Source organism: Malonomonas rubra DSM 5091, assembly GCF_900142125.1.
In the GTDB taxonomy this organism is placed as follows: Bacteria; Desulfobacterota; Desulfuromonadia; order Desulfuromonadales; family Geopsychrobacteraceae; genus Malonomonas; species Malonomonas rubra.
Genome location: NZ_FQZT01000012.1, coordinates 1 through 21,050, shown reverse-complemented (window position 1 = coordinate 21,050; position 21,050 = coordinate 1). Strand labels below are relative to the sequence as shown.

Here is a 21,050-nt window from a genome sequence, read left to right as displayed (position 1 = left end):
ACGCGCTGTAGCGTTACAGTGCGTTACAGTCCCCGCTATTGATTTCTGCCATGGAGGATATCAGAGGAAATCCTTGAAACGAGATGCGAAAAAACGTCATTTTCCCCACTTTTCGCCATTTAGAGTCAATTGCCCCCGACCAGAAGGCCGGGGGCTCGCAATTTAGGCTGGACTTTCTTCTGCCGCTTTTGCATGACACGCATGGTAGGGAGGCATGGCCCGATGACAGCAAGGAGTCAGAGAGCGATTTTTCCATTGCTCTACCGGCAAACTAGTCTCCATGCCGCACTGTTTGCAGTACCCCTTCACGTCCTGTCCCTCGCCAACATAAGTGCCCATGTCGATATCGACGTCAATGTTCCGTGCCTTCATCTTTTCTACAAACGCCACGGCCCGGGCTTCGCGGGCACACTGCTGGCAACTTGGTTCACCAGATGCTGCCTGCTGTTGCCATTTGTTCCAGGAGCGCACAACAGGATGATCATTCGGGCAGCGCAGAGAGAGGGGCTGGCTGGCATTTTTATACGTTTTATTGCCCGCATCCAAACACCAATTTTTTTCTTTGAGCTGCTTGTCGATTGAATCCAGATCGAGAGAACGATTCCCTGCGCAATCAGGGCACCAGTGACCAGCGGTGACCAGATACGGTAGGGCATTCCAGCTGTGCCCTTCGTCACAGGTGACGGTTAACGGGATAGTCCTGCCAAAATAATCGGCTGTCTTGAAATGCCCACCATTCTTTCTGACGAAGCCTTCAAACTTCAAATAATCGGGATCTGATTTTACGTTGTAGATCTTTTCAGAATCGACTTCGACAGCGTGGATATCCCTTACTGATTTAAGACCACGCCCGATCAATGTCTTGGTCAGGTGGTTCTTGATACTCAAAACTCCTTCGTTGATAACCCAATAGGGGACAGTGATGAGATTGACACCGTTTTCTTCGCAGAGCTCGGCCTTAATTGCATCGCGCTGTTTCTGTAAGCGCACATCCTCCTCGCTTTCATGAAACCGTGGCGTGAACTGGTAGTGCTGGATACCGTTGACTTCGAAGGCCACTGCAAGGTCAGCATTGTAACCGTCCAGATGGAGCTTCGATTCTTTCAAAAAAGCAGGCCGGCTTTGCGGAAAGGGCACCTTAAATGATCCCTCAAACAATGCGCGGACGATGAGTTCGCCACGACTGGTCGAGCAATTCGGGCACCAGCAACCCGCGGCAACGGAAGTCAACTGCGCTTGCCAACGATGCCCCAGACTGCATTCCCAGTGCAGTTTGTCATCGGCCCGTACATGTTGCTCCGTAGACAAACACTTGCCTCCACGCTCTTCTGCAATACGCTGGGCACGAGAGAGGTTGTCGTTTTTCTCCAAAGTGGTTTGGGCTCCAATTTCACGACGGCAGTGATGGCAGCTCATTGGTCGGCGCCGAATATCATGTGCACGTTTTTCAACTTCGCGCTGACAGCCAGGACAGTTCAACCGAACAACTGATTCCTTGTTGGTGACCTCACCACCCAGATAAATGCCACCTTTCTCGTGAATCAACAGGCGAGTGCTCTCAGTCGTGTAGTCTTCACGACCGTTGCAGGCAACGCAGGCTTGTTTGCGGCGAATGAAGTTGCTGCCACGGATATCCACTTCAGTTTCCCCACATTTGTTGCAGCGAAGAGAGAGCCTTGTAGAGTTCATGCCTTTACCGGGAGTAAAGTCCAACAACTGTGCATCATCCTTTGCCAGACGCTCTTGCCATTCATGTTCTGTTTTTGGGTGTTCCATAATAGTCCTTTCGTTTTTAGAGTGATTGTTAACAATTTTGAAAATAAATTACTTAATCGTTAATGTCAAGCGTAAAAATATGCCTTTTGTTAATCCCGTTAACGTGTTAGAAATTATTTCGTTGTCCTGATCGGACAGTGTCCTCTTACGACAAGCAAGGAAATGAAAATGCAACGGACCATTGGACAAAAATTGAGAAAAATTAGAGAAGAGGCTGGCCTGACGCAGAAGGCGTTTGCAGAAAAGCTTGGCACCAATCCTGTCCAGATGAATCGCCTGGAGAATCAGGATGGTTCGCATAAAACCATGCGGTTGCCGGATGCGAAAATCCTGGTGAGGTTGAGGGAGCTTTTTGGTGTTGATCTGAACTGGTTGATCTGTGACGACGAATCGGTCCCGTTAAGAGACGTTGGGACTCTGCCTTTGCTGGATGAAGCTCAGCTGATCCTTCCCAGTGAAGATCGAAAAACAACTGTGCAGTTAAACTTGCCTGGCGGAGAAGGGGGAGATTTTTTTTACCGTGTGCGTGATGAGGGCATGGTCCCCTTGGTGCGCACTGGCGATCATGTTGTTGTCCAGTGTGTTGAGCCAAAAAGTGGTGACTTGGCCCTTATTCTGACCCAGCGGGGAATTGTCCAGGTACGACGGTTGTCCCAGACGGACAACGGGATGATGCTTTGTCCTGAAAACTCAGATTACGGTCAGGCCTTTTCTGCAAGCGAGGCCAAATTACTGGGGCGGGTTATCCGCGTGCTGCGGAGCTTTTCTGTGTGAAGATTTTTAGGGTATTTGGAATATCGCGTAGAAAGAACCCCTCTTGGCCTTGACGGTTGACCTGTTTGTGGACTATATTTAGTCTCATAGGGGAGGGTAGATATGAAGCTATCGAGTCAAATTAAACCAATCAGTTATCTGAAGGCGCATGCCTCAGAAATTTTACGTACCCTGTCTGAGCAAGATGAACCCTTGGTCATCACTCAGAATGGCGAAGCCAAGGTCGTGATGCAGAGCATCGAAAGCTATGAGCAAACCCAGGAGACCATGGCCCTTTTAAAGATTCTCGCGCTCGGTTCGCGTCAGATTGAGGAAGGTAAAGTCCAGCCCGCCGGCAATGTCATTCAGCGGATTCGAGGTAGGAACAAGAGTCACGTATGATTTTCCAGATATTTCTGACCGACGATGCTTCAGGGGATTTGGAGGAGTTGTACGACTACATTGCATCACACGACGCACCGGGAAAAGCGGATTACGTTCTCGATCAAATAGAGAAGACCTTTTCGAGCCTCTGCGAGAACCCCGAACGAGGAGTTTATCCAAAAGAACTACTTGCCATCGGGCTTCGCGAGTACCGTGAGATATTTTTCAAGCCCTACCGTATCATCTATCGAATCATCGCTGAAAATGTTTATGTCATGGTGATTGCCGACGGCCGCCGCGACATGCAGACGTTATTGCAACGACGTTTATTACAGGCATAATCTGGCGAAGTGAAAGACTACAGAAACAACCGCAGCTGTGTCTCATATATCTTCTGAGTTAACCACAAAGGAAAGGACTATTTCCTTTTCTACGCGATATTCCAAATACCCGATTTTTAAAAGCGCGACAGTATGCCCGGTCAGGGAGCCAAAAAATTTAAGATTGTCATCCTAATAAAAGTTCTAAGGATTTATGCAAACCAGTTTCGGTAGGAATTTTGGCGACAGTGGTGAACAAGCCGGGTTTAGTGACTGAATATATTTTCAGATTTGCTAAGTTTTGCAAAAAGAAAATGCCTATGGGATTTCTAGAGATATTCTAAACTGACCCCACAGATTTGGCCCAGCCCTATGTTAAGTTTAAGATTCTGGGCTGAAAAGGGAGAAAGTCAGAAATAATACCTGATACGTAGCTCCAGCTTATCTTCATTCACTTTCTCACCATACTCCGTGAAGCGTCCACCATCGAGCCGTGAATAGCGCAAGCGCATCTCCCAATTGGTGAAACCGGTGTAGACCGCTTCGGGGCTGAGTGAATAACTGGAGTCGTCCAGGTTGAGGATTGCAGTGACGCCTGGGGTGAAATAAAGCAGATCGAAAGGTTCTTTCTGTGTCACCCGCAGATAGAGGTAGTTGCGCCCCGCCTGCGGTCGTGCGTAGCCACTTTTACTGACTCTCGCCGCTTGGCGCAGCAGGCTGTCGTCGCCAGTGCCACTGAAGCTGCTGTGGGCATCGCTGACCAGTTGGTAAAACTGATCCATCTGGTTTTCGCTGTACCCGGCATCGTTATGGTAGTACTCAAGGATCGTTGTGATGTCGTTTTCTGTCAGGTAACGCAACCCGAGCAGGTAGCTGGTGACCGATTCTTCATAGGTTGACAGGCTCCCAAGATTGTTCAAACGCTTGATCTTCTGCCCCGGGATATGGGCCAACTCGGCGTGGATTTCGAAATTGGTCGCCAGGTTCTTGGAAATGTCGACCCCGAAACGTGTCGAGCGGCTGTCGCCAGTAAAGAAGATAAAGTCGATATCGGTGTCCCGGTAAAGCAGGTAGAGCTTTGCCGCAAAATTGATATTGTTTTTCTCGCCGAAGTCGTCGTTGACATCTTCCCAGACCGGCAGCAGCACCCCGGTAAATGCCAGGGTCTGCAAGGTTCCGGGATAACTTTTGATCAGGTCGACCCCCGCCCCGATATAGCCTTCCAGCGCCTCTTCCGGGTTGTTCGGATCTTTTGGCCGGTCGATGAAACCGACCGGGCTCCAGGCATAACCCTTGCCCCACTTGAAGGTTTTCTTGCCCACCTCAATGGTAACGGAAGGGGACGGCTTGATACTGGCGTAGGCGGAAAAAACGTTGAGCTCTTTATCCGATTCGAGTTGATCCTGCTGCGTAAATGCTTGCAGCTGCCAGTTGAAATCAACCATCGCCTTGTTGAGGTTGCCATTGAGCTGAATAGTGGAGGTAAGGCGATCGAGATCGGAGCGTGGGGTGTCATAAAGACCGAGCAACCCGAACGCCCCATGCCGATTAAGCCCGTTGTGCTCTCCCTTAAGTTCGGCGTAGCCGCCCCAGGTGAAGCTCTTCTTTTCGAATTCGTCGAGGTCGAAGCTGTAATCTTCCGCTAGGCCGGGGGCCGACTGAAGCAGACTGCAACACACAAGCAGCAAACCAGCGAAAAACCGGGCAGATTCCCTTTTTAAGAACATGCGTTTACCCACAGCAGTAACTAGCGTAACTCATCGATCCGCGACAAGTAGTTGAGTGAAAAGACCTCGTCGGCCAGTTCCTTTTTGTTGATTTTGGCGTAGACCATCGCCGACCTGTAGCCCTTGTAGAGCGGACTGTCGGTTTCCAGCACCGACGGCCGCACAATACCGTCACCGAAATCTTTCGGCTGCTTGTAGTAGAGGGTCTTGATCAGCATGCCGCTGGAGGCATAACACTCGATGGTGGTTGGCACCAGCGCCTTTTTAGCGACCCACATCTTCAAGCTGTCGTAGGCGATGCTGTTCGTTTTGGCCTTCAGTTCGAGCAGGTAGAGATCATCTTCTTCTGTGATATTGGCGACATCATATTCGGCCCCGTAGTCGAGGCGCAGGATATCAGAGTTGTTAAACACCCCACCGACTACCGATTGCAGACTGGTGATGCGGATCGGCTTGCCGACATTCGGGATGTAAAGCCACATGTTGTCGTTCAGACGCAGCGTTGAGCGCCCCTTTTCGCTGGCCGGGGAGAGGAACAGCGCGACCATCTTGTCCTGCCCCTTTTTCACCGAGTAGAGGACAAACTCCTTCTTGCTGCCATCCGGCTCGATGTTGATCAGCTTGCGGTACATCTCATAAGTTTCCGGATTGAGGTTCTTATCCACCTGCTGCAGAATTTGCGTCCCGTCAAGCTCCGCGGCCCGTACCGGGATCGCCAGACAGGCGATGCTGAACAGCAGGAGGGTCAGCACTGTTTTTACCGGGTAACTGTATGTTTTCACCATGAGGGTGTTCCTTTCGCTAAACATGCTTAAGGGCGGTAATCGGGTCCATTTTTGACGCCTTCCAGGCCGGCTGCAAGCTGGCAATCACAGCGATGGCGATAACGATCACAACGACCAGAATCACATCGTTTGCGCCAATCGTTGGCGAAAGCAGCAGGCCAGTTTGACGACCGAAATCAAAACTGATCTGGGTGGCGTTCATGACCGCGATACTAACCAGACTGATGATCGTACCGACCGCGGTTCCCAGAACCCCCATCAGAAAACCTTCGACGACAAACAGGCCGAGAATTTTGCTCGGCAGAGTGCCGATCGCCGAGATCGTGCCGATCTCGTTGATCCGTTCGTAAACCGCCATGATCATCACGTTCATGATGCTGACCAGAACGATGGCGACCAGCATGATTTTGATGAAGAAGGTCATCAGGTCGATCATCTTGGCGATGTTGAAAAATGGCGAAATGGCCTCCCAGGTGTGCACTTCAAACACCGGCTGACCCTGCTGGTTTTGCATTCCGCCCAGATTTTGCTGCAGACTTGCGTACACTCCCTGCAGCTGGTCGATGTCCTTCAAGCGGATGGCGATCTCGCTCACCTCGGCCGCGCCGATCCGCAGCAAGGCCTTGGCATCGTCGATATGCACCATGCCGTCGCGGCCGCCCGGCCCGGAAATCCCTTCCAGAATGCCGCGGACCATGAAGTTCTGACCGTTGACCGAGCCGTCCTTGTTGTTGGCGACCAGCACGATGCCGTCACCAACCTTGACCTTCATCCCTTTAGCGATCAGCTCCGGGATCAGCAGTTCTCCCGGTTTCAACAGGCCATCCTGCTCCCCTTCGAGAATCCGTTCGGTCAGCAAAGGCGCGGTTTTCATTTCGTCAGTCGGGGTGACGGCGTTCAGCCGTATATTGGTGGTTTCGGTGAAGTTACTGAACATCGCCCCAAGACGGATCCGCATCGAATAGGCTTCAACTGCATTCTCTTCGCCGAGCACCTGAACGACCTTGTCGATCTGTTTACCGGTCAGGTTGCGATTGAGCGGCAGGCTGTCGACCGAAGCCAGATAGCCTTTCTTGTGGATCTGAATATGACCGAGCATCGAGTCGGTGATCTGACCGATCATCAGCGACTTGAAAGAGCCGGAGATGGAGATGAACAACAGCACCGCCACAACGCCCAGGGTGATCAGCATCGAGGTGAGCATGGTCCGGCGCTTGTAGCGGAACAGGTTTCTGGCTGCGAGTTTGAATATGTTACCCATGGCCACCTCCCGCCGACGTTTCGTGCCGGTGCAATGTGCCGTCCTCAAGTTCAAAAGTGATTTCAACATTGTCGACAATGCGCGGATCGTGGGTGGAAAAGACAAAGGTTGTCTGGTACTCGTCACGCATCTTCTTCATCAGGTCGATCACCATGGTTGCAGTTTCGCGGTCGAGGTTGGCGGTCGGCTCATCGGCTAGCACCAGTTTTGCATTGGTCACCAGCGCCCGGGCGACTGCCACCCGCTGCTTCTGCCCGCCGGAGATCTGGCTGGGGTATTTGTTGCCCTGATCGCCCATGCCGACCGCTTCGAGCATTTCCTGCACCCGCTCCCGGCGCTTCTCCTTCGGCCAGCTTTGCACCATCTGCAGCGGGTATTCGACATTTTCAAAGACGGTCAGTACCGGAATCAGGTTGAAATCCTGAAAAACAAAGCCGATATGCTCGCCCCGGAAACGGGCGGCATCCTGCCGGTTTAGATTGGTGATTTCCTGCCCAACCACTTCCAGTAGCCCGGCGGTTGGCGGATCAAGGCAGCCGATCATATTCAGCAGCGTCGACTTGCCGCTGCCGGAGGGGCCGATGAAAGAAACGAAAGAAGCCGGCTCAATAGAAAAGTCGACTCCGCGGATCGCCTCGACCTTGATGTCGCCGGTGACATAGGTTTTGGTGAGTTGCTTAGCTACAATAACGGACATGTTTTGCCCTCACTTTCTCATCATTCTCTAAAACTCGGTTCAGACAATTAATCGTAAATATCTGGAGATGAGTTTAAAATCTACTGAGGAAGAACTATACCACATCTCCTTTCTATGATTAGCTATATATTCATATTTTCATATTTATTATAGGGATTGGTAAATACACACAGGCAGGTTCCATTTCTAGAACCTGCCTGTGCCGCGAATATATCCCCCTAGAAGGCTTAAATGCCGAACCTTTTCGCGTACCGCCCGTTTTGACCTTTGCCGCGTGTCTCCCAGATTGTCTCGGCTTTTTCCTGTTGCTCGGGAGAAAGGATTGCATAAACTTCTTTTTTCAATTGTTCCCGCTCAACGATCCGGTCAGCCTTAAATTCAGCACGTTCGGCCAGATTACTGCGGAGGGTGGTTTCGTCGAGATCGCCGCTGCGCATTGCGGGACGACGACCTTCACGCCCTACGCGCATCTCATCACGAACAGCCTGTCTGTCCTGCCAATGCTTATTAAACAAAGCTTCAATCTGCTCTTCCTGGTTGTCGCTCAGATCGAGAATGACAGACATCCGCTCCAGGCGATTTTGCATCTGCTGCTGGTGCTTTCCCTTGGTCATCATTTCCTGGTTATTGCTATAGCCATTGCCGTTACCATTGCCAGGCCAAGAACCATAAGATTTCGCCATAGCGATACCGCCGGTCATCAAGGCACCAATCAAAACTGTCGAAATAATAATCCGCTTTTTCATATCTTTTCTCCTTTGCATGGAAGTCGAGTGCTTCCGTTTGTTTTGAATTTCGATAGCTGGACTATAGTGAAAAGATTCTAAAGAGGGGGTTAAGAGCTGTCAGGCTTGTGTAAAGTTATGTAATGAAATATCAGACTCAGCTGTCGCTATAAAAACGCTGAGGCAAAACAACAATACTGTGCACCTTTAAATCAATCATCGTCCGGAGTCTTAAATGTTGCCCCTTTCGATTAGTTGCTTCAAAAAGGTTCTCACTACACAAAGGACAATCATGACTGCCGCAAAGATGGTGATTCCAAAATCGGCAAATCACTTTTGTAAGAGAATCTGTAGCTAGGTCAGCCGTTTTGCACAAATAGGAAATTTCGTTTTGAAAAATTCCTAATAGGCCAACTTCTTAGACCATTAAGGTGCCCTTGACTGGTCTTTTTAAGGGTGCTATTAATAGGGCTAAAGGAGGCGCATCATGAATGTTAAATTTTCAGAAGACATTGTCCCCCTATCAGATATTAAGATCAATCCAGGAAAAATAGTACGACGCACCAGCGAATCTCACCGCCCGATTCTCCTGACTAACCGTGGCCGCGGTGTTGCTGTTGTGCAATCTATAGAAGATTACGAACAGGCTGAAGAAGAAAAAGCTTTTATGCGTGCCGTGGTAGAGGGTTTGTCCGACCTTGACAATCAGCGCGAACTGAATCTTGATGATGTTAAAAATCGCCTTGGACTTAAATAGCAAATGTCGAAAAAGCTAGTTGTTACATTTGCTGAGTCTGCTGTTTTGGATCTTGAGGATATTCGAGACTATTATCAGGAACAGCACGTCCCAGAGATTGGCGAGCGCTTCTTGCGGGAAATAGTTGCGCTGGTAGAGGAGTTGCCCACCCATCCAGATCGAGGGCGGATGGTTCCAGAATTCAACCAACCATCACTCAGGGAGTTAATCCATCCACCCTTTCGTATAGTTTATCGTCGTGGAGAACAGCGGATTGCTATCGTTCGTGTCTGGAGAAGTGAAAGGTTGATGAAACTGCCTTAGTGCCCCATCAGCGGATTGCGTTTTCAAAAATCGCCGACTTTTGACTAGAAATTTCCTCCACCGCTAAGTGGCTGAAAAGAGCGAAACCAGCAAGCTCCGGTCATTACGGTAGGACCTTTGGGGAAATACTGGCTACATCCGCTGTAATTCCAGGCAGTTGTTTGGGTCGACTGCCTATTGCAAATGTCCTGTCACTGAAATCGACCCTCAAAACGGGCTATTTCGACCTACCGACAAAGCTAAGATATGCGAAAAAGTCTTTTCAATTAAAGCCATTCACGATTCGCAAATGACGAAGGACTGCAACCCCCTTGTTCTTCAAAGTGTAAGAGCGTATGGGTAACCTGCGAGTTTATTGCTCACTAATACCCGGCAGTTCTATTCTTATAGGTGGTTTTAGGTGAGCTGCTGTATATTTGACTGTAAATAATCGCTGGACGGAGTGGATGAATAAATGAAAAATTTTCTTTGGATAGTTTGTATTCTGCTTCTTGCAGGTTGCACATCGCTTCCCGCGAATGAGCCTCTAAATATTCTCGGTGAATGGCGTATCGAATACATTGGCGAGCGACCGGTCATCGATCACAGTCCGACGACCATTACTTTTGAGGAAGGTGGCAAGTTCGGGGGGAATGCTGGTTGTAACCGCTACTTCGGCAGTTTCACCCTCGCTGGCGCAGAGTTGCAGATCGACAAAGGTATTGGCTCTACGAGAATGATGTGCTCAGTAGAGTCACTGATGGAACAGGAAAACCGTTTGTTCCAAGCTCTGCCAATGGCGGCGACAGTTTCCCTTGATAATGGCTTGCTGCTGATTACCGACAAAGCCGGGCAACAGTTATTGAAAGCAGTTCCTATCAAATAGGCCCATAACTCCGACCTGTCTGAAGCGCGGATGGCTGAGGTCGGTATTTTTTGCGCTGCCTTTCCTCCAAGTGAACTTCAGCCCGTTGTTTCCTCATCTTCAGAGTCGGAGACCTCGGACGCCTGCGCGCCACGCCAGCCAAAAGCGTCCTGTTCTATGCTGCCCGGCGGCCTGGTGGTGGGCGGGAGCGTGGTGAGAGGTTCCTGTTCACCACTGTAGACGTGGATGTCCCGTTGCGGGAAGGGGATCGAAATGTCTTCCTCGTCGAACCGTATCTTAACCGCCCGGGTGACGTCCCAGTACACATCCCAGTAATCTTCTTTTTTGACCCAGGGTCGCACAACGAAGTCCACAGACGACTCATTCAAGGTGTGAAGTCGAACGACCGGCGCGGGGTCTGCGAGCACCTTATCGTGGCTTGTCAAAATCTCGGTGAGGACCTTCTCGGCCTTGGGGATGTCGTCGCCATAGCCGATGCCGAATGTCATGTCGACCCGACGCTTCTCTTGGGCGGTCACGTTTTTGATGACATCGCCCCAGATCTTACTGTTGGGCATGACCAGCGTCTGGTTATCGAAGGTGAGAATCGTCGTGTTCACCAGGCTCATATGACTCACCTTGCCAAAGATACCACCCGCCTCGACAATATCACCAACGTCGTAGGGTCGATACAAGAGTATCATCATACCAGCAGCGAAGTTGCCGAGCGTGTCCTGCAATGCGAAGCCGACGATGAAGCCGGCGATCCCCAAGCCAGCGAGCAGCGGTCCGACCGAGATACCCAACTGGGCGAGACCGAAAAGGAGCCCGAGAAGCAGCACAAGGCTACCAGCTGTCGAGACAATCATGTTCTTCAGTAACTGTGAAATATTCAGGTTCGACGATTTGAGGCCCTCGGCGACCAGCCTGCGAACCAGCCGCGAAACCGCTTGGGCAATCCAGAGCACCAGCAGGAAGAGGAGAACTTTGAAGATCAACTGGGGCAGGTTATCAACCAACCAGTTGCCGAAATTCTCAAGCCACCTGGACACCAGCCCTTTAAAAACTTCCCAGTCGAAGATGTCCGTCGTGACCTTGCCTGTGACCTCGATGAGCTGTTGCCTGTAGCGAGCATCGTCAAGACCCATTCTGTCCAGCATGGCGCTCGCGAGGGAGAGGTTGCTAGCGAGACGCCTGACCTTTAGGTCCGCGAGTCGCTGCTTTGCCATGACCTCAGCATCATCGGGCAACACAGCGAGCTGCTTTTCAATGCGATCTTTCTGCTCCAGAGTTCCTTCCAGAGAGAGGGACAGGAACTGTACCGCGTCGGTCAGCGACTTCTGGATGAAGGTTTGCTGCGCACCGACATCAAGCCCGAAGTCCCGTGCCAGGCTCATCGTCGTGATTGACGTTTCGAGAAGCCTCAGGATGCGTCCCCAAAGTTCTGTCTGTCGATCCTCGTACGCCGCCAGTGCTGCCGGAACGGGCTCATCCGGTGTTGCGTCCTGTCCCTTCCGGGAAAGGACTTTTTTCAAATAGTCCTGTATACCGGTCTGCATTCCTACGAGCAGCTCGGCTGCGCGCCCTCGCCAGGAACCCGGATCCTGCCCTTCTTTTTCACGGGCGATAACCAGCCGGGTGAGGTCGTGCACCTTCTCGATGGCGTCTAGCCCGGCCTCCTCCGCTCGCCGGTTGAGGATGCGGGCGAAGTTGTCCTCGGCACCCTCTGCGCGGTCTCTGAATTCCTGAGCATCTTCGATCAAAGCCCGGATTTCGGTATCGAGAACCGCAGCCTGCTCTTCGAAGCGGGGCCCCTCTTTGCTTTGCTGCGCCACGACCTGCGTCGCGGAGATGGCACAAACGCCCAACAGGAACCAGACCAGGAGGGTGAACTTCGCTCGTATTCGCATCAATATTCCCTATGTTGGCGGCGCCCACGGCACCGAATATTTAACTGAGCAAGCCGCAGTCAATTAAAAGCGCTAACAAAAAGAAATATACCTCACTCTGATGACAGGGAACTGCTCAAAGTTCATTTATCGGCTATTCTTTGGCTTTAAGTGCGGTGTTTTCGTCTTGTTCCTATTATAGTCGCATCGGCCAAATTTTGCCGGATTTGATCCTGTTACGGAGACTTCTGGACGATACCGGGCACATCGCAGCACCAAAAGGAACCAAGCAAAATTCAATTGGGATGACGGAAAGGAAACAATATCATGATCAAGGCCATCAGATATCTCCCGCTGTGCCTGATGCTGCTTTTGCTGTTCGGCTGTGCCACCTTACCTGAGAATATTGATCGCCCGCCATCCAAAGCCTTCATCAATACAGAGGATACAGCAATCGGTACCGCCATAGCCAAGCAGACCGTAAAACATCCCGAAAAATCCGGCTTTTTACTCTTAGAAGATGGCCTGGACGCCTTTGTCGGCCGGGCAGTCCTGGCCCGTTTTGCACAACGCAGCATCGATGTGCAGTACTACCTGTACCATGACGATCTGGTCGGCCGGTTGTTCACCAACCTGTTGGTCAAAGCGGCCGATCGGGGAGTTCGCGTGCGGCTGCTGGTAGACGATATGGATTTGGACGGCCGCGATCTGAGCTTAGCTGTGCTGGATGCCCATGCCAATATCGAAGTGCGCATTTTCAACCCTTTCAGCCGGAACCTGAATCGCGTCACCCAGTTCATCACCCGCTTCGGCTCGGTGACCCGCCGCATGCACAACAAGAGTTTTACCGTGGACAACCAGGCAACAATTTTGGGTGGGCGTAACATCGGCAATGAATATTTCGAGGCTGATCCGGATCTGGCCTTCGGCGACCTGGACGTCATGGGAATCGGCCCTGTGCCGCAAAAGGTATCAGACTCTTTCGATCTTTATTGGAATAACGAGTTAACCTATCCGGCCGGCGTTCTGCGGGGGGAAGCACCAAAACCCGAGGAAATTGAACAGCATCACATCCAACTGCAGAATTTCATCGCCGAACAGGCGGATTCGATATACGTCAAAGCTCTGGAAAAATCGACCCTGGCACAAAAGATTAAAAACAATCAGACCGTCTTTCGCTGGGGACAAGCCCACGTCGTCTACGACTTACCAGAAAAAGTCCAGGAAGATTTCGACCAGACGCAGTTACACCTCTCTTCTCAGCTGAATACTTATCTGAATAACCTCGAACGGGAACTGACCATCTTTTCTCCCTATTTCGTGCCCGGCAAGGCAGGCACGCAACTCCTGACCGGCCTGGCCCAAAAAGGTGCGCGGGTGCGCATATTGACAAATTCCCTGTCCTCCAATGACGTCGGCATCGTACATGCCGGATACGCCAAGTACCGGAAAGCTTTACTGCGTGGCGGAGTCGAGCTTTATGAAATGAACAAACAGCTGTCCTCCCAACAGCGGAAAGATAAACGGGGCGTCGGGGGCTCATCCAAGGCCAGCCTGCATGCCAAATCGTTCGTGCTCGATCGCCAGCAGCTGTTCATCGGCTCACTCAACCTCGATCCGCGCTCGCTGCTCCAGAATACCGAAATCGGTGTGATTATTGATCAACCCGAGATTGCGGGAAAAATGGCGGACTGGTTCGATCAGGGCATCGAAAGCGTCGCTTTCCGCCTGGAGTTGATCGAAAACAGCAACGGATCGGAATCGATTCGCTGGCATGGGATGGTCGACGAAACCCCGACGACCTTTGACGTCGATCCGTATACCGGTTTCTGGCAGCGTTTGGGAATCGGCTGTATGAGTCTCTTGCCGATCGAATCGCAGCTTTAATCAGCCATAAAGGACACGTTGCGCTGTCGGAATGACTCCGAGATCGGCAAACTCATTTGTTTTAAATGGCAGCAACTTACAGTGGTTTAATTTGTATCTCGACCATCATCTGGTATAACTGAGGACAAAGAATTTATCTCGCGCTTTTTCCGTTCGCAGCCTGCTTAGGGTTCATCATGAGCCGGTCGCGTACCCGTCGCCAATGATGTCGATATTTAAATTTGTGGCCATGCTACTGGAAACAAGCCAGCAGCTTCGGAATCTTCTCACCCCTGAACAGAACTCAGGATTTGGCATATGAATGAAGACAAAACAGAACCGGCGAGCAGCATCAACCGGCGCCAGTTCATTATCGCTTCGGGGGCGCTCGGTGCTGCTGTTTTATTGCCGGGTGGCCTGCTTGCGATCCCCAATTCGATCCCGGATTCAAAGGGTTTTCTGCTCATCGACCTGAAGAAATGCCAGGGTTGCGGAACCTGCATGATGTCCTGCGCGCTGGCCCATTCCGGTGAGGCCTCCTACAGCCTGGCGCGGATTCAGATCCAGCAGGATTCCTTCACCAACTGGCCGGACGACGTGTCGATGGCGGTCTGCCATCAGTGTCAGGATGCGCCCTGCGTCGCCGTTTGCCCGGTCAGACCGGTCAAAGCGAACAAACCGAATCCGAGTGAAGGCAATGTGCGCATGATCGACCCGGCGCTTTGCATCGGCTGTAAACTGTGTCTGGTTCGTTGCCCCTTCACTCCAGGCCGGATCCAGTGGAATGTTGAAGAACAGCACTCGCAGAAATGTGACCTTTGTATCGATACGCCCTACCTGGCAGAGAAAGGCGGTCCCGGCGGCATGCAGACCTGCGTCAGGGTCTGTCCGGTCGAAGCGATCAGCTTCACCACGGAAATGCCTGATCAGAGCGATGAGGACTCCTATACTGTCAACCTCCGAGGCCGTGCCTGGGCGAAACTCGGAATGACCACCAAGTGAGGACGATGTTATGACGCTCTACGGCTACGCCGGAAAAATACTCCGGCTGGATATGACCAACCGAAAAGCCATTGCCATCGATACCGAACCCTACCGTCGCTGGGGTGGCGGCCATGGTATGGGTTCGGCGCTGTTCTGGGATTTTTGCAAAAACAAAACCATCACCGACGGCCGGGATCCGGCCAATGTCTGCTGCGTTGTGACTTCTCCACTGAACGGGACAATCGTCCCCTCCGCCGGTGGCCGCTGCGAGGTGGTTGGTGTCGGCGTTGGTCAGTATCCGATCTCCTGGTACACGCGAACAAACTTTGGCGGGCGCTTTTCAACCATGCTCAAGTATGCCGGCTGGGACGCGATTGTCATTGAAGGCAAGGCGGACCGCCCGGTCTGGGTCGATATCCGCAATGACCAGGTCTATTTCCATAACGCTCAGGATATCTGGGGCAAAGACACCTGGACGGCCCAGCACGATATCAGGAAACTGACCGGGACCAAAAAGGGCACAAAAACCAAATGGCAGGATCTGGACGCATTGCCGCAACCGGAAAATGTGCAGCGGTCAGAAGAGGAGCTTGGCCGAACCACTCAGAAGCCGGCGATCCTTTGCATCGGCACCGCCGGGGAAACCCAGGCCTGTCATGCCTGCCTGATCCACGACGCCGGCAACGGTGCTGGCCAGGGCGGATTCGGCGCAGTCTGGGGTTCGAAAAACCTTAAGGCGATCTCAGTGCTCGGTACCGGCGCTATCGAAGTGCATGACCCTAAAACTCTGATTCAGGCCCGCGTGGTGACCAAGGAAAAATACGTCAGCAGCTGGCAGGAACCTGATTTCCAAGCCTGGACCCGCATCGGTCGCCTGCCGAATCCGATCATCCAGGTCGCCCCGCCAACCAGCGAACGCCGCCCCCAGTCCTGCCAGGGGTGTATCAACGGCTGTCGATCCCGCTACAAGGTCGGTTACGGCAATGAGTCGGCCTGTCAGGAAACCTCCTGGTACGGTCCTTATGTCCGCCGGGTGGCCAAAAGTCGTCAGGAGGACACCGAAATCAACCTCAAGGCGGCCGATCTGGTCCAGCAATACGGGCTCAATTCTTTCGTCTTTCAGACCGGCCTGCATTGGCTCGAACATCTGCACGAAGAAGGCGTTCTCGGGCCGGGCCGCAAGATCCCCTCCGATCTGCCATGGGAAAAACTTGGCACGCTCGATTTTGCCGAAAAGATCATCCACGCCCTGTCCACCCGCACCGACATCGGTGCCGATCTGGCCGATGGTTGGATACAGGCGGCCTTGAAGTGGGGCCGGGAAGAAGATCTGCACACCGGCGCGCTGCAATTCTCCTACTGGGGTGTCCCGGAGCACGGCTACGATCCGCGGGCCGAACTTGAGTGGGGCTACGGCAGCATCATGGGGGATCGGGATATGAACCTCCACTGCTTCAACTACATCTTCACCAACGTCAGTGCGGCCTTCGCCTTCGGCAAACCACTGCGGATCAGTGCTGAAGAACTGGTCAACCTGCACGCCAGGAAGATGGCCCCCTATGCCAAGGATCGCCCCGAAGTGCTCGACTTCAGTGATGCCAACATGTACTCGGAGGCGGTTGCGCAGCTGGTGCGCTGGCAACAACACTACTGCCGATTCTACAAGAATTCGGCCTTGTTCTGCGATTTGAAGTGGCCTGATTTTTTCAATACCAACGTACCCGACCTGGACGGGGCGACCGCCTCGGCGGACGCCGGGGAACAGGTGTTCTGGAATGCGGTCACCGGGGACAATCTCAGCTTTGAGGACGGAATTGAAATCGGCCGGCAGATCTGGAACCTGGATAACGCCATCTGGACCCTCCAGGGCAGACACCGTGACATCGTGCATTTTTCCCCCTACATCTATAAAACCAAATTCAATAAAGGTGAACTCTTCCCCTTCTATATGTGGACCACCCGCGATGAACAGGGGGAGTGGCATTACACCGACCTGATGGGCCGTTCTCTGGAAAAAGACAAGTTTGATGAATGGAAGACCATCTTCTATCAGCTGGAGGGCTGGGATACCAAGACCGGTTGGCCGACGCGCAGCACCCTGGAAAAGATGGACATGGCGTTCGTCGCAGATGAGCTACAGGGCGCCGGTCGGTTGGGGGAGGAAAAATCATGAAGCATTCCTTGTCGCAACCCAGCGCAGCCCTCTCCGCCCGCCTTGTGAGCCAGGTGTCCTTCAAAGAACGGTTTCCCGCCGGCCGGCTCAAACCACCGGTCGGACTGATGCCGGGCAATGTGCGCAGCTTGTCAGACCTGCACCTGCTGCTGGCGCCGGACGATGCCTCTCTGCCCGGCATCAACCTGACCGCGCTGCCCGCGTGGATCGAGTCCAGTTTTGGTGATAACGAGCTGGCCGAAGCGATCCGGGCGGCGGCTGATGCGGCCCCCAATTATGCCGAGAGCTGCCTGGCTGTCTATGACGTCGTCGGCTGGCGACTGGAGCAGGCCCGCATGTTTCAAAAGGAGGCCGAGGTATGAAGATCTTACTCGCGGCTCTTTTTGCGACTCTTGTCCTGTTCAGCCCCTTGCATGCGGCTCAGTCTTCTGGAATCAGCGGCGCCGTGGCCTATACCGAGCCGATTCAGTTTGATTACATGAAGAACGGGACTCGGGCTCCGGTCCAGTTCTGGCTTGAATTCAAGGGAACCCCGGCTTCGGGTACAGCTGGTGACGAAGATTACACGCCTGAATCGGGCGCCATTTATTACTATCTGGTCGACATGGAAAAGAAACAAAAGGTCGATAACTGGCTGATGGGCTTCAGCATGATGGAAGGGCCCCCGCCCAGCGGTCCCTATCCGATGACAAACATCAGGATCATCGGTGGCAAGGCGACCTTTACCGCGTTCGACATGAGCTGGACGGTGATTGACGGTGGTGAGGAGTTTGCCAAGGATACGGTGACAGTGAATGACGGCTTCAGCACCAGAGAGACCAGACTCTATGCTGGCAACCTGACGATTGTCGATGCCGACCTGGATGCCGATGCCGATGCCGATGCCGGCGCCCGGGAGTGTCTAGGGTGTCATGAAGGAGCGATCCTTGCCCTGCGGGCCACAGGGGGCATGCACAGATCTGTCGCCTGTGGCGATTGCCATGCCGGTCATCCTCCCGAGGTTGCACGTCCTTACGCGGCCTGCACCGACTGCCATGAACCACATGCGGACAGCATGGATGAAGCAGCCTGCGCTCAGTGCCATCGTGCCCACGCGGCCACGGAAGTCAGCTACATGTATAATGTGCCGTCGCAGTACTGCGCTATCTGCCATGAGGATGCCGCTGACGAGCTGGTCGCAAGTCAAAGCAAACACAGCGACATCGCCTGTGCGCTCTGCCATCAGGAAGAACATAAGGCTTCATCGAGCTGCGTGTACTGTCATGGCGCACCCCACCCGGAAAAGATGATGAAAAAAACCAGAACCTGCGTGCCGTGTCACAAAACGGCCCATAATCTGAAAAAAGCCTGGCGGAAATAACAAAAAGAGTGTTGACGGCCTATGACGGAACCCTCAAGCAGCCGCAACCGATGAAACAGTGTGACTCTTATGATTAAAATTGTTCTTGCCCAGGGCCTTCGCTATGCCAAGCAGATCCTCCCGGTCCTGTTTTTGATGCTGGCCCTCGCCGGACTCCAGAGCGGGAGGATCTGCTTGGCCAGCGCCATCGACGCAAAACAGGGGATTGAGATTCCGGCTGAACAGGCAGAGGGGCTGCCGATCGGTCTCGTCTATATTCATCTGGAAAAATCTACGGGCGCTTCGGACCAGGATGCAGAATTAACTGAGCAGGTTGCCAGCACCTTTTCCGTCAGTAAAGGAGAGCCCTTTCGGCAGCTTGTCGCTGGTTTCGCACTGAAAAAAGTCCGGCAGCTCGCAGCCGTCCAGTCGGCGGAATTGCGCCTCTATAGTTCGGTTCCCGCGGGCCAGTTGGTCGTCGCCATCCTGGTTTCACCTCAAGAGGAAACGGCCACTGTTCCCCAGCCGCCCAAAGGCATGGTCGCGACCGGAACCGTCCATGATTTTCCAACGATCTACGAGGATGACCGTTCCAAATTCGTCTTTATTCTGAACGGTGGCGTAGGGATTTTCAGCGATTCAGATCCCTGGTTCGGCGGCTACGGCCAGGCTTTCAACGGCAGAAACCCGACGGCTGAAGACCCGTCCGGGGAGGGAACCACAACATGGTTGGAGGGCTACATCGAGCCAGGCATAGGCGGGATCTCTCAACTTTTCGACTCGCCGCTCTATGCATACGGCGCAGTGTCCTACCTGCTGTCCGGTTCCAACGGACAGGACATCTATAACTCCGGAACCAGGGGATACGGCGATTTCGAAAAATTGTATGCGGGGCTGCTCTGGGATCTTCCGGGTAAAAATTCTTTGCTAGATGCCTCCTTCGGCAAGCAGACCTATCAAGTGCGGGACGGCTTTCTCCTGTCAAAAATTCCGCTTTCCACCTCAATCGGCGAGCGGGCCGCGCTTTATCTGGGACCACGCCTGACATCCGAGTACACAGCCCTGTTACGCGCCAAGGTTTCTAGTTTTGGTCTGGATGCGTTCCTGATCGAACCGAGCGAGATCGATAAAATTGCCTCAGACACCCAACTCGCGGGGGTTAATCTGCAATATAATCTCGCTAATACGAATATCGCTTTTAGCTATTTCTACATACCGGAATCGAAGTCCAGCTATGTCGCGCCGGGCAGTCTTCGCTTACCCCGGGAAGGCTTGAGAACCTTCAATCCGAGCCTATCGATAAAGAAGTTGCTTGGCCGTGATGGCGCATGGCTCAAGGCTGAGTATGCCTATCAGAATCACGAGGGCTTTGACATGTCGGCTCAGGCGGGATACGCGTGGATCGGCTACCAAGCCGGGCAACTGCCGTGGAAACCACAACTTAGTTACCGCTGGTCACTTTTTTCCGGAGACGATCCGAACACCCGGAAATTTGAACGCTTTGATCCGCTGTTCTCCGGAGGGCTGGGCAACTTCCTGCCGGGGATTGTGTTCAGCAAGGTCTACAAAAATGCCAACCTGGTCACCAACCGGGCCACCTTTAGCGTCAAGCCCACAGATCAGTTGGAGTTGATCCTCGATTACCTCCATCATCGAGCCGACGATCGGAACAATCTCGGCGGGATCGGACCGCTGCAGACGCTCGCCTCCAAGGATGTCGGGCAGGAAGTCACCCTGACCGCCTACAACTACATCGGCAGGCACCTTTTCCTGCAGGGAATCGCTTCGGTCGGGATTCCGGGAGAAGCGATCAATCAGGCGCTGGGGGGCGATGCTGAAAACTGGTACACGCTTCAGGCGGCGCTGTACTTCTTCTTCTGAGCATATACCTTTTCACTTACTTAAAGTAAAAGGCAACAGTTGAGAGAGTTGCTATTAAAAGAGTAATGTTTTCAATCATAAACAAATTTTCTTTTCAAAAATCCGGATATCACTTTTGTGAAGGACATTTCAGTCTGACAGTGGGATTTGCAGATGTAGGCATTTTCGTTTTGACAGGCTCGACACCACCAAAGTAGACGATTGTCAAAAGTAGTCGGCTTTGAAATTATCATCATTTTGATAATCGTCGATTTTCACACCAGCAGCCCTAAACCCCCCGTGTCAGGATAGTTGTCGCCTCTAACTGAACTCCAAAACAAATCATTGGGGCAGTTCGGAGGAACATGTATTCTAAAGCGTATCGGGCCATGATCATTCAGAAGGCGATTGGCCCCAATGCTCTTCCCATTGCAGAATTGGCAGAAGAGTTCGACGCCTCTCTTACTTCTATCTACAGATGGATGAAAGCCGCTGCTGCAGAAGAAAACGAGTGTGTCGAACCGGAGAACGAACCTATTTGCTTGCCAGTGCCGACCACGATGAAACGACCACAAGACTGGAGTCCCGAAGAGAAACTAGCTGCTGT

20 protein-coding genes are annotated in these 21,050 nt (G+C 52.7%); 13 read left to right on the top strand and 7 right to left on the bottom strand.

What is annotated here, in order from left to right; all coding sequences use genetic code 11:
- Positions 1-162: 162 nt before the first annotated feature.
- Positions 163-1,776: a hypothetical protein gene (locus tag BUB13_RS19160; protein WP_072909437.1), complete on the bottom strand. Its 1,614-nt coding sequence runs from the start codon at positions 1,774-1,776 to the stop codon at positions 163-165.
- A 168-nt stretch (positions 1,777-1,944) separates the two neighbouring features.
- Between BUB13_RS19160 and BUB13_RS14195 the strand changes: the two genes are divergently transcribed.
- From BUB13_RS14195 to BUB13_RS14185, 3 genes are all read left to right on the top strand, one after another.
- Positions 1,945-2,550 (top strand): helix-turn-helix domain-containing protein, encoded by a 606-nt coding sequence (locus tag BUB13_RS14195; RefSeq protein WP_072909436.1) that lies wholly within the window; start codon positions 1,945-1,947, stop codon positions 2,548-2,550.
- Positions 2,551-2,652: 102 nt separating this feature from the next.
- Positions 2,653-2,931: a type II toxin-antitoxin system Phd/YefM family antitoxin gene (locus tag BUB13_RS14190; RefSeq protein WP_072909435.1), complete on the top strand. Its 279-nt coding sequence runs from the start codon at positions 2,653-2,655 to the stop codon at positions 2,929-2,931.
- On the top strand, positions 2,928-3,254 hold the full coding sequence (locus BUB13_RS14185) for a type II toxin-antitoxin system RelE/ParE family toxin (RefSeq protein WP_072909434.1): 327 nt from the start codon (positions 2,928-2,930) through the stop codon (positions 3,252-3,254). The genes BUB13_RS14190 and BUB13_RS14185 overlap by 4 nt, the downstream gene beginning before the upstream one ends.
- 389 nt (positions 3,255-3,643) lie before the next feature.
- On the opposite strand, the gene BUB13_RS14180 is transcribed toward BUB13_RS14185, so the two are convergent.
- From BUB13_RS14180 to BUB13_RS14160, 5 genes are all read right to left on the bottom strand, one after another.
- Positions 3,644-4,960: a hypothetical protein gene (locus tag BUB13_RS14180; RefSeq protein ID WP_072909433.1), complete on the bottom strand. Its 1,317-nt coding sequence runs from the start codon at positions 4,958-4,960 to the stop codon at positions 3,644-3,646.
- 20 nt (positions 4,961-4,980) lie between these two features.
- Positions 4,981-5,745: an outer membrane lipoprotein-sorting protein gene (locus tag BUB13_RS14175; RefSeq protein WP_072909432.1), complete on the bottom strand. Its 765-nt coding sequence runs from the start codon at positions 5,743-5,745 to the stop codon at positions 4,981-4,983.
- A gap of 16 nt (positions 5,746-5,761) precedes the next feature.
- Positions 5,762-7,006 (bottom strand): ABC transporter permease, encoded by a 1,245-nt coding sequence (locus BUB13_RS14170; protein ID WP_072909431.1) that lies wholly within the window; start codon positions 7,004-7,006, stop codon positions 5,762-5,764.
- Positions 6,999-7,703, bottom strand: a complete 705-nt coding sequence (locus tag BUB13_RS14165; protein WP_072909430.1) for an ABC transporter ATP-binding protein — start codon at positions 7,701-7,703, stop codon at positions 6,999-7,001. The genes BUB13_RS14170 and BUB13_RS14165 overlap by 8 nt, the downstream gene beginning before the upstream one ends.
- A gap of 227 nt (positions 7,704-7,930) precedes the next feature.
- Positions 7,931-8,449: a Spy/CpxP family protein refolding chaperone gene (locus BUB13_RS14160; RefSeq protein WP_072909429.1), complete on the bottom strand. Its 519-nt coding sequence runs from the start codon at positions 8,447-8,449 to the stop codon at positions 7,931-7,933.
- A gap of 466 nt (positions 8,450-8,915) precedes the next feature.
- On the opposite strand from BUB13_RS14160, the gene BUB13_RS14155 reads away from it, so the two are divergent.
- The 3 genes from BUB13_RS14155 (at position 8,916) to BUB13_RS14145 (ending at position 10,353) form a co-directional block, all read left to right on the top strand.
- Positions 8,916-9,185, top strand: coding sequence for a type II toxin-antitoxin system Phd/YefM family antitoxin (locus BUB13_RS14155; protein ID WP_072909428.1), 270 nt, complete (start codon positions 8,916-8,918; stop codon positions 9,183-9,185).
- 3 nt (positions 9,186-9,188) lie between these two features.
- The gene (locus tag BUB13_RS14150) at positions 9,189-9,488 is read left to right on the top strand and encodes a type II toxin-antitoxin system RelE/ParE family toxin (RefSeq protein ID WP_072909427.1); all 300 of its coding nucleotides are present in this window, start codon (positions 9,189-9,191) and stop codon (positions 9,486-9,488) included.
- Positions 9,489-9,942: 454 nt separating this feature from the next.
- A complete protein-coding gene (locus tag BUB13_RS14145; RefSeq protein ID WP_072909426.1) occupies positions 9,943-10,353 on the top strand; it encodes an META domain-containing protein in 411 nt (136 codons plus the stop codon).
- Positions 10,354-10,430: 77 nt separating this feature from the next.
- On the opposite strand, the gene BUB13_RS14140 is transcribed toward BUB13_RS14145, so the two are convergent.
- Positions 10,431-12,242 (bottom strand): mechanosensitive ion channel family protein, encoded by a 1,812-nt coding sequence (locus tag BUB13_RS14140; RefSeq protein WP_072909425.1) that lies wholly within the window; start codon positions 12,240-12,242, stop codon positions 10,431-10,433.
- Between the two features lie 306 nt (positions 12,243-12,548).
- On the opposite strand from BUB13_RS14140, the gene BUB13_RS14135 reads away from it, so the two are divergent.
- The 7 genes from BUB13_RS14135 to BUB13_RS14105 all read left to right on the top strand — a co-directional run.
- Positions 12,549-14,108, top strand: a complete 1,560-nt coding sequence (locus tag BUB13_RS14135; RefSeq protein ID WP_072909424.1) for a phospholipase D family protein — start codon at positions 12,549-12,551, stop codon at positions 14,106-14,108.
- A 297-nt stretch (positions 14,109-14,405) separates the two neighbouring features.
- Positions 14,406-15,089, top strand: coding sequence for a 4Fe-4S dicluster domain-containing protein (locus tag BUB13_RS14130; protein WP_072909423.1), 684 nt, complete (start codon positions 14,406-14,408; stop codon positions 15,087-15,089).
- A 10-nt stretch (positions 15,090-15,099) separates the two neighbouring features.
- Positions 15,100-17,244, top strand: coding sequence for an aldehyde ferredoxin oxidoreductase N-terminal domain-containing protein (locus tag BUB13_RS14125; RefSeq protein WP_072909422.1), 2,145 nt, complete (start codon positions 15,100-15,102; stop codon positions 17,242-17,244).
- Positions 17,241-17,606 carry a hypothetical protein gene (locus tag BUB13_RS14120; protein ID WP_072909421.1) on the top strand — a complete coding sequence of 122 codons (366 nt, stop codon included), beginning with the start codon at positions 17,241-17,243 and terminating at the stop codon, positions 17,604-17,606. Before BUB13_RS14125 ends, BUB13_RS14120 begins: the two co-directional genes overlap by 4 nt.
- A complete protein-coding gene (locus BUB13_RS14115) occupies positions 17,603-18,604 on the top strand; it encodes a cytochrome c3 family protein (RefSeq protein ID WP_072909420.1) in 1,002 nt (333 codons plus the stop codon). The genes BUB13_RS14120 and BUB13_RS14115 overlap by 4 nt, the downstream gene beginning before the upstream one ends.
- 69 nt (positions 18,605-18,673) lie before the next feature.
- Complete coding sequence (locus BUB13_RS14110; RefSeq protein ID WP_084092159.1) at positions 18,674-20,464, top strand: alginate export family protein; 1,791 nt, start codon at positions 18,674-18,676, stop codon at positions 20,462-20,464.
- A 344-nt stretch (positions 20,465-20,808) separates the two neighbouring features.
- On the top strand, positions 20,809-21,050 hold a 242-nt coding region (locus tag BUB13_RS14105; protein WP_482796769.1), incomplete at its 3' end, for a transposase.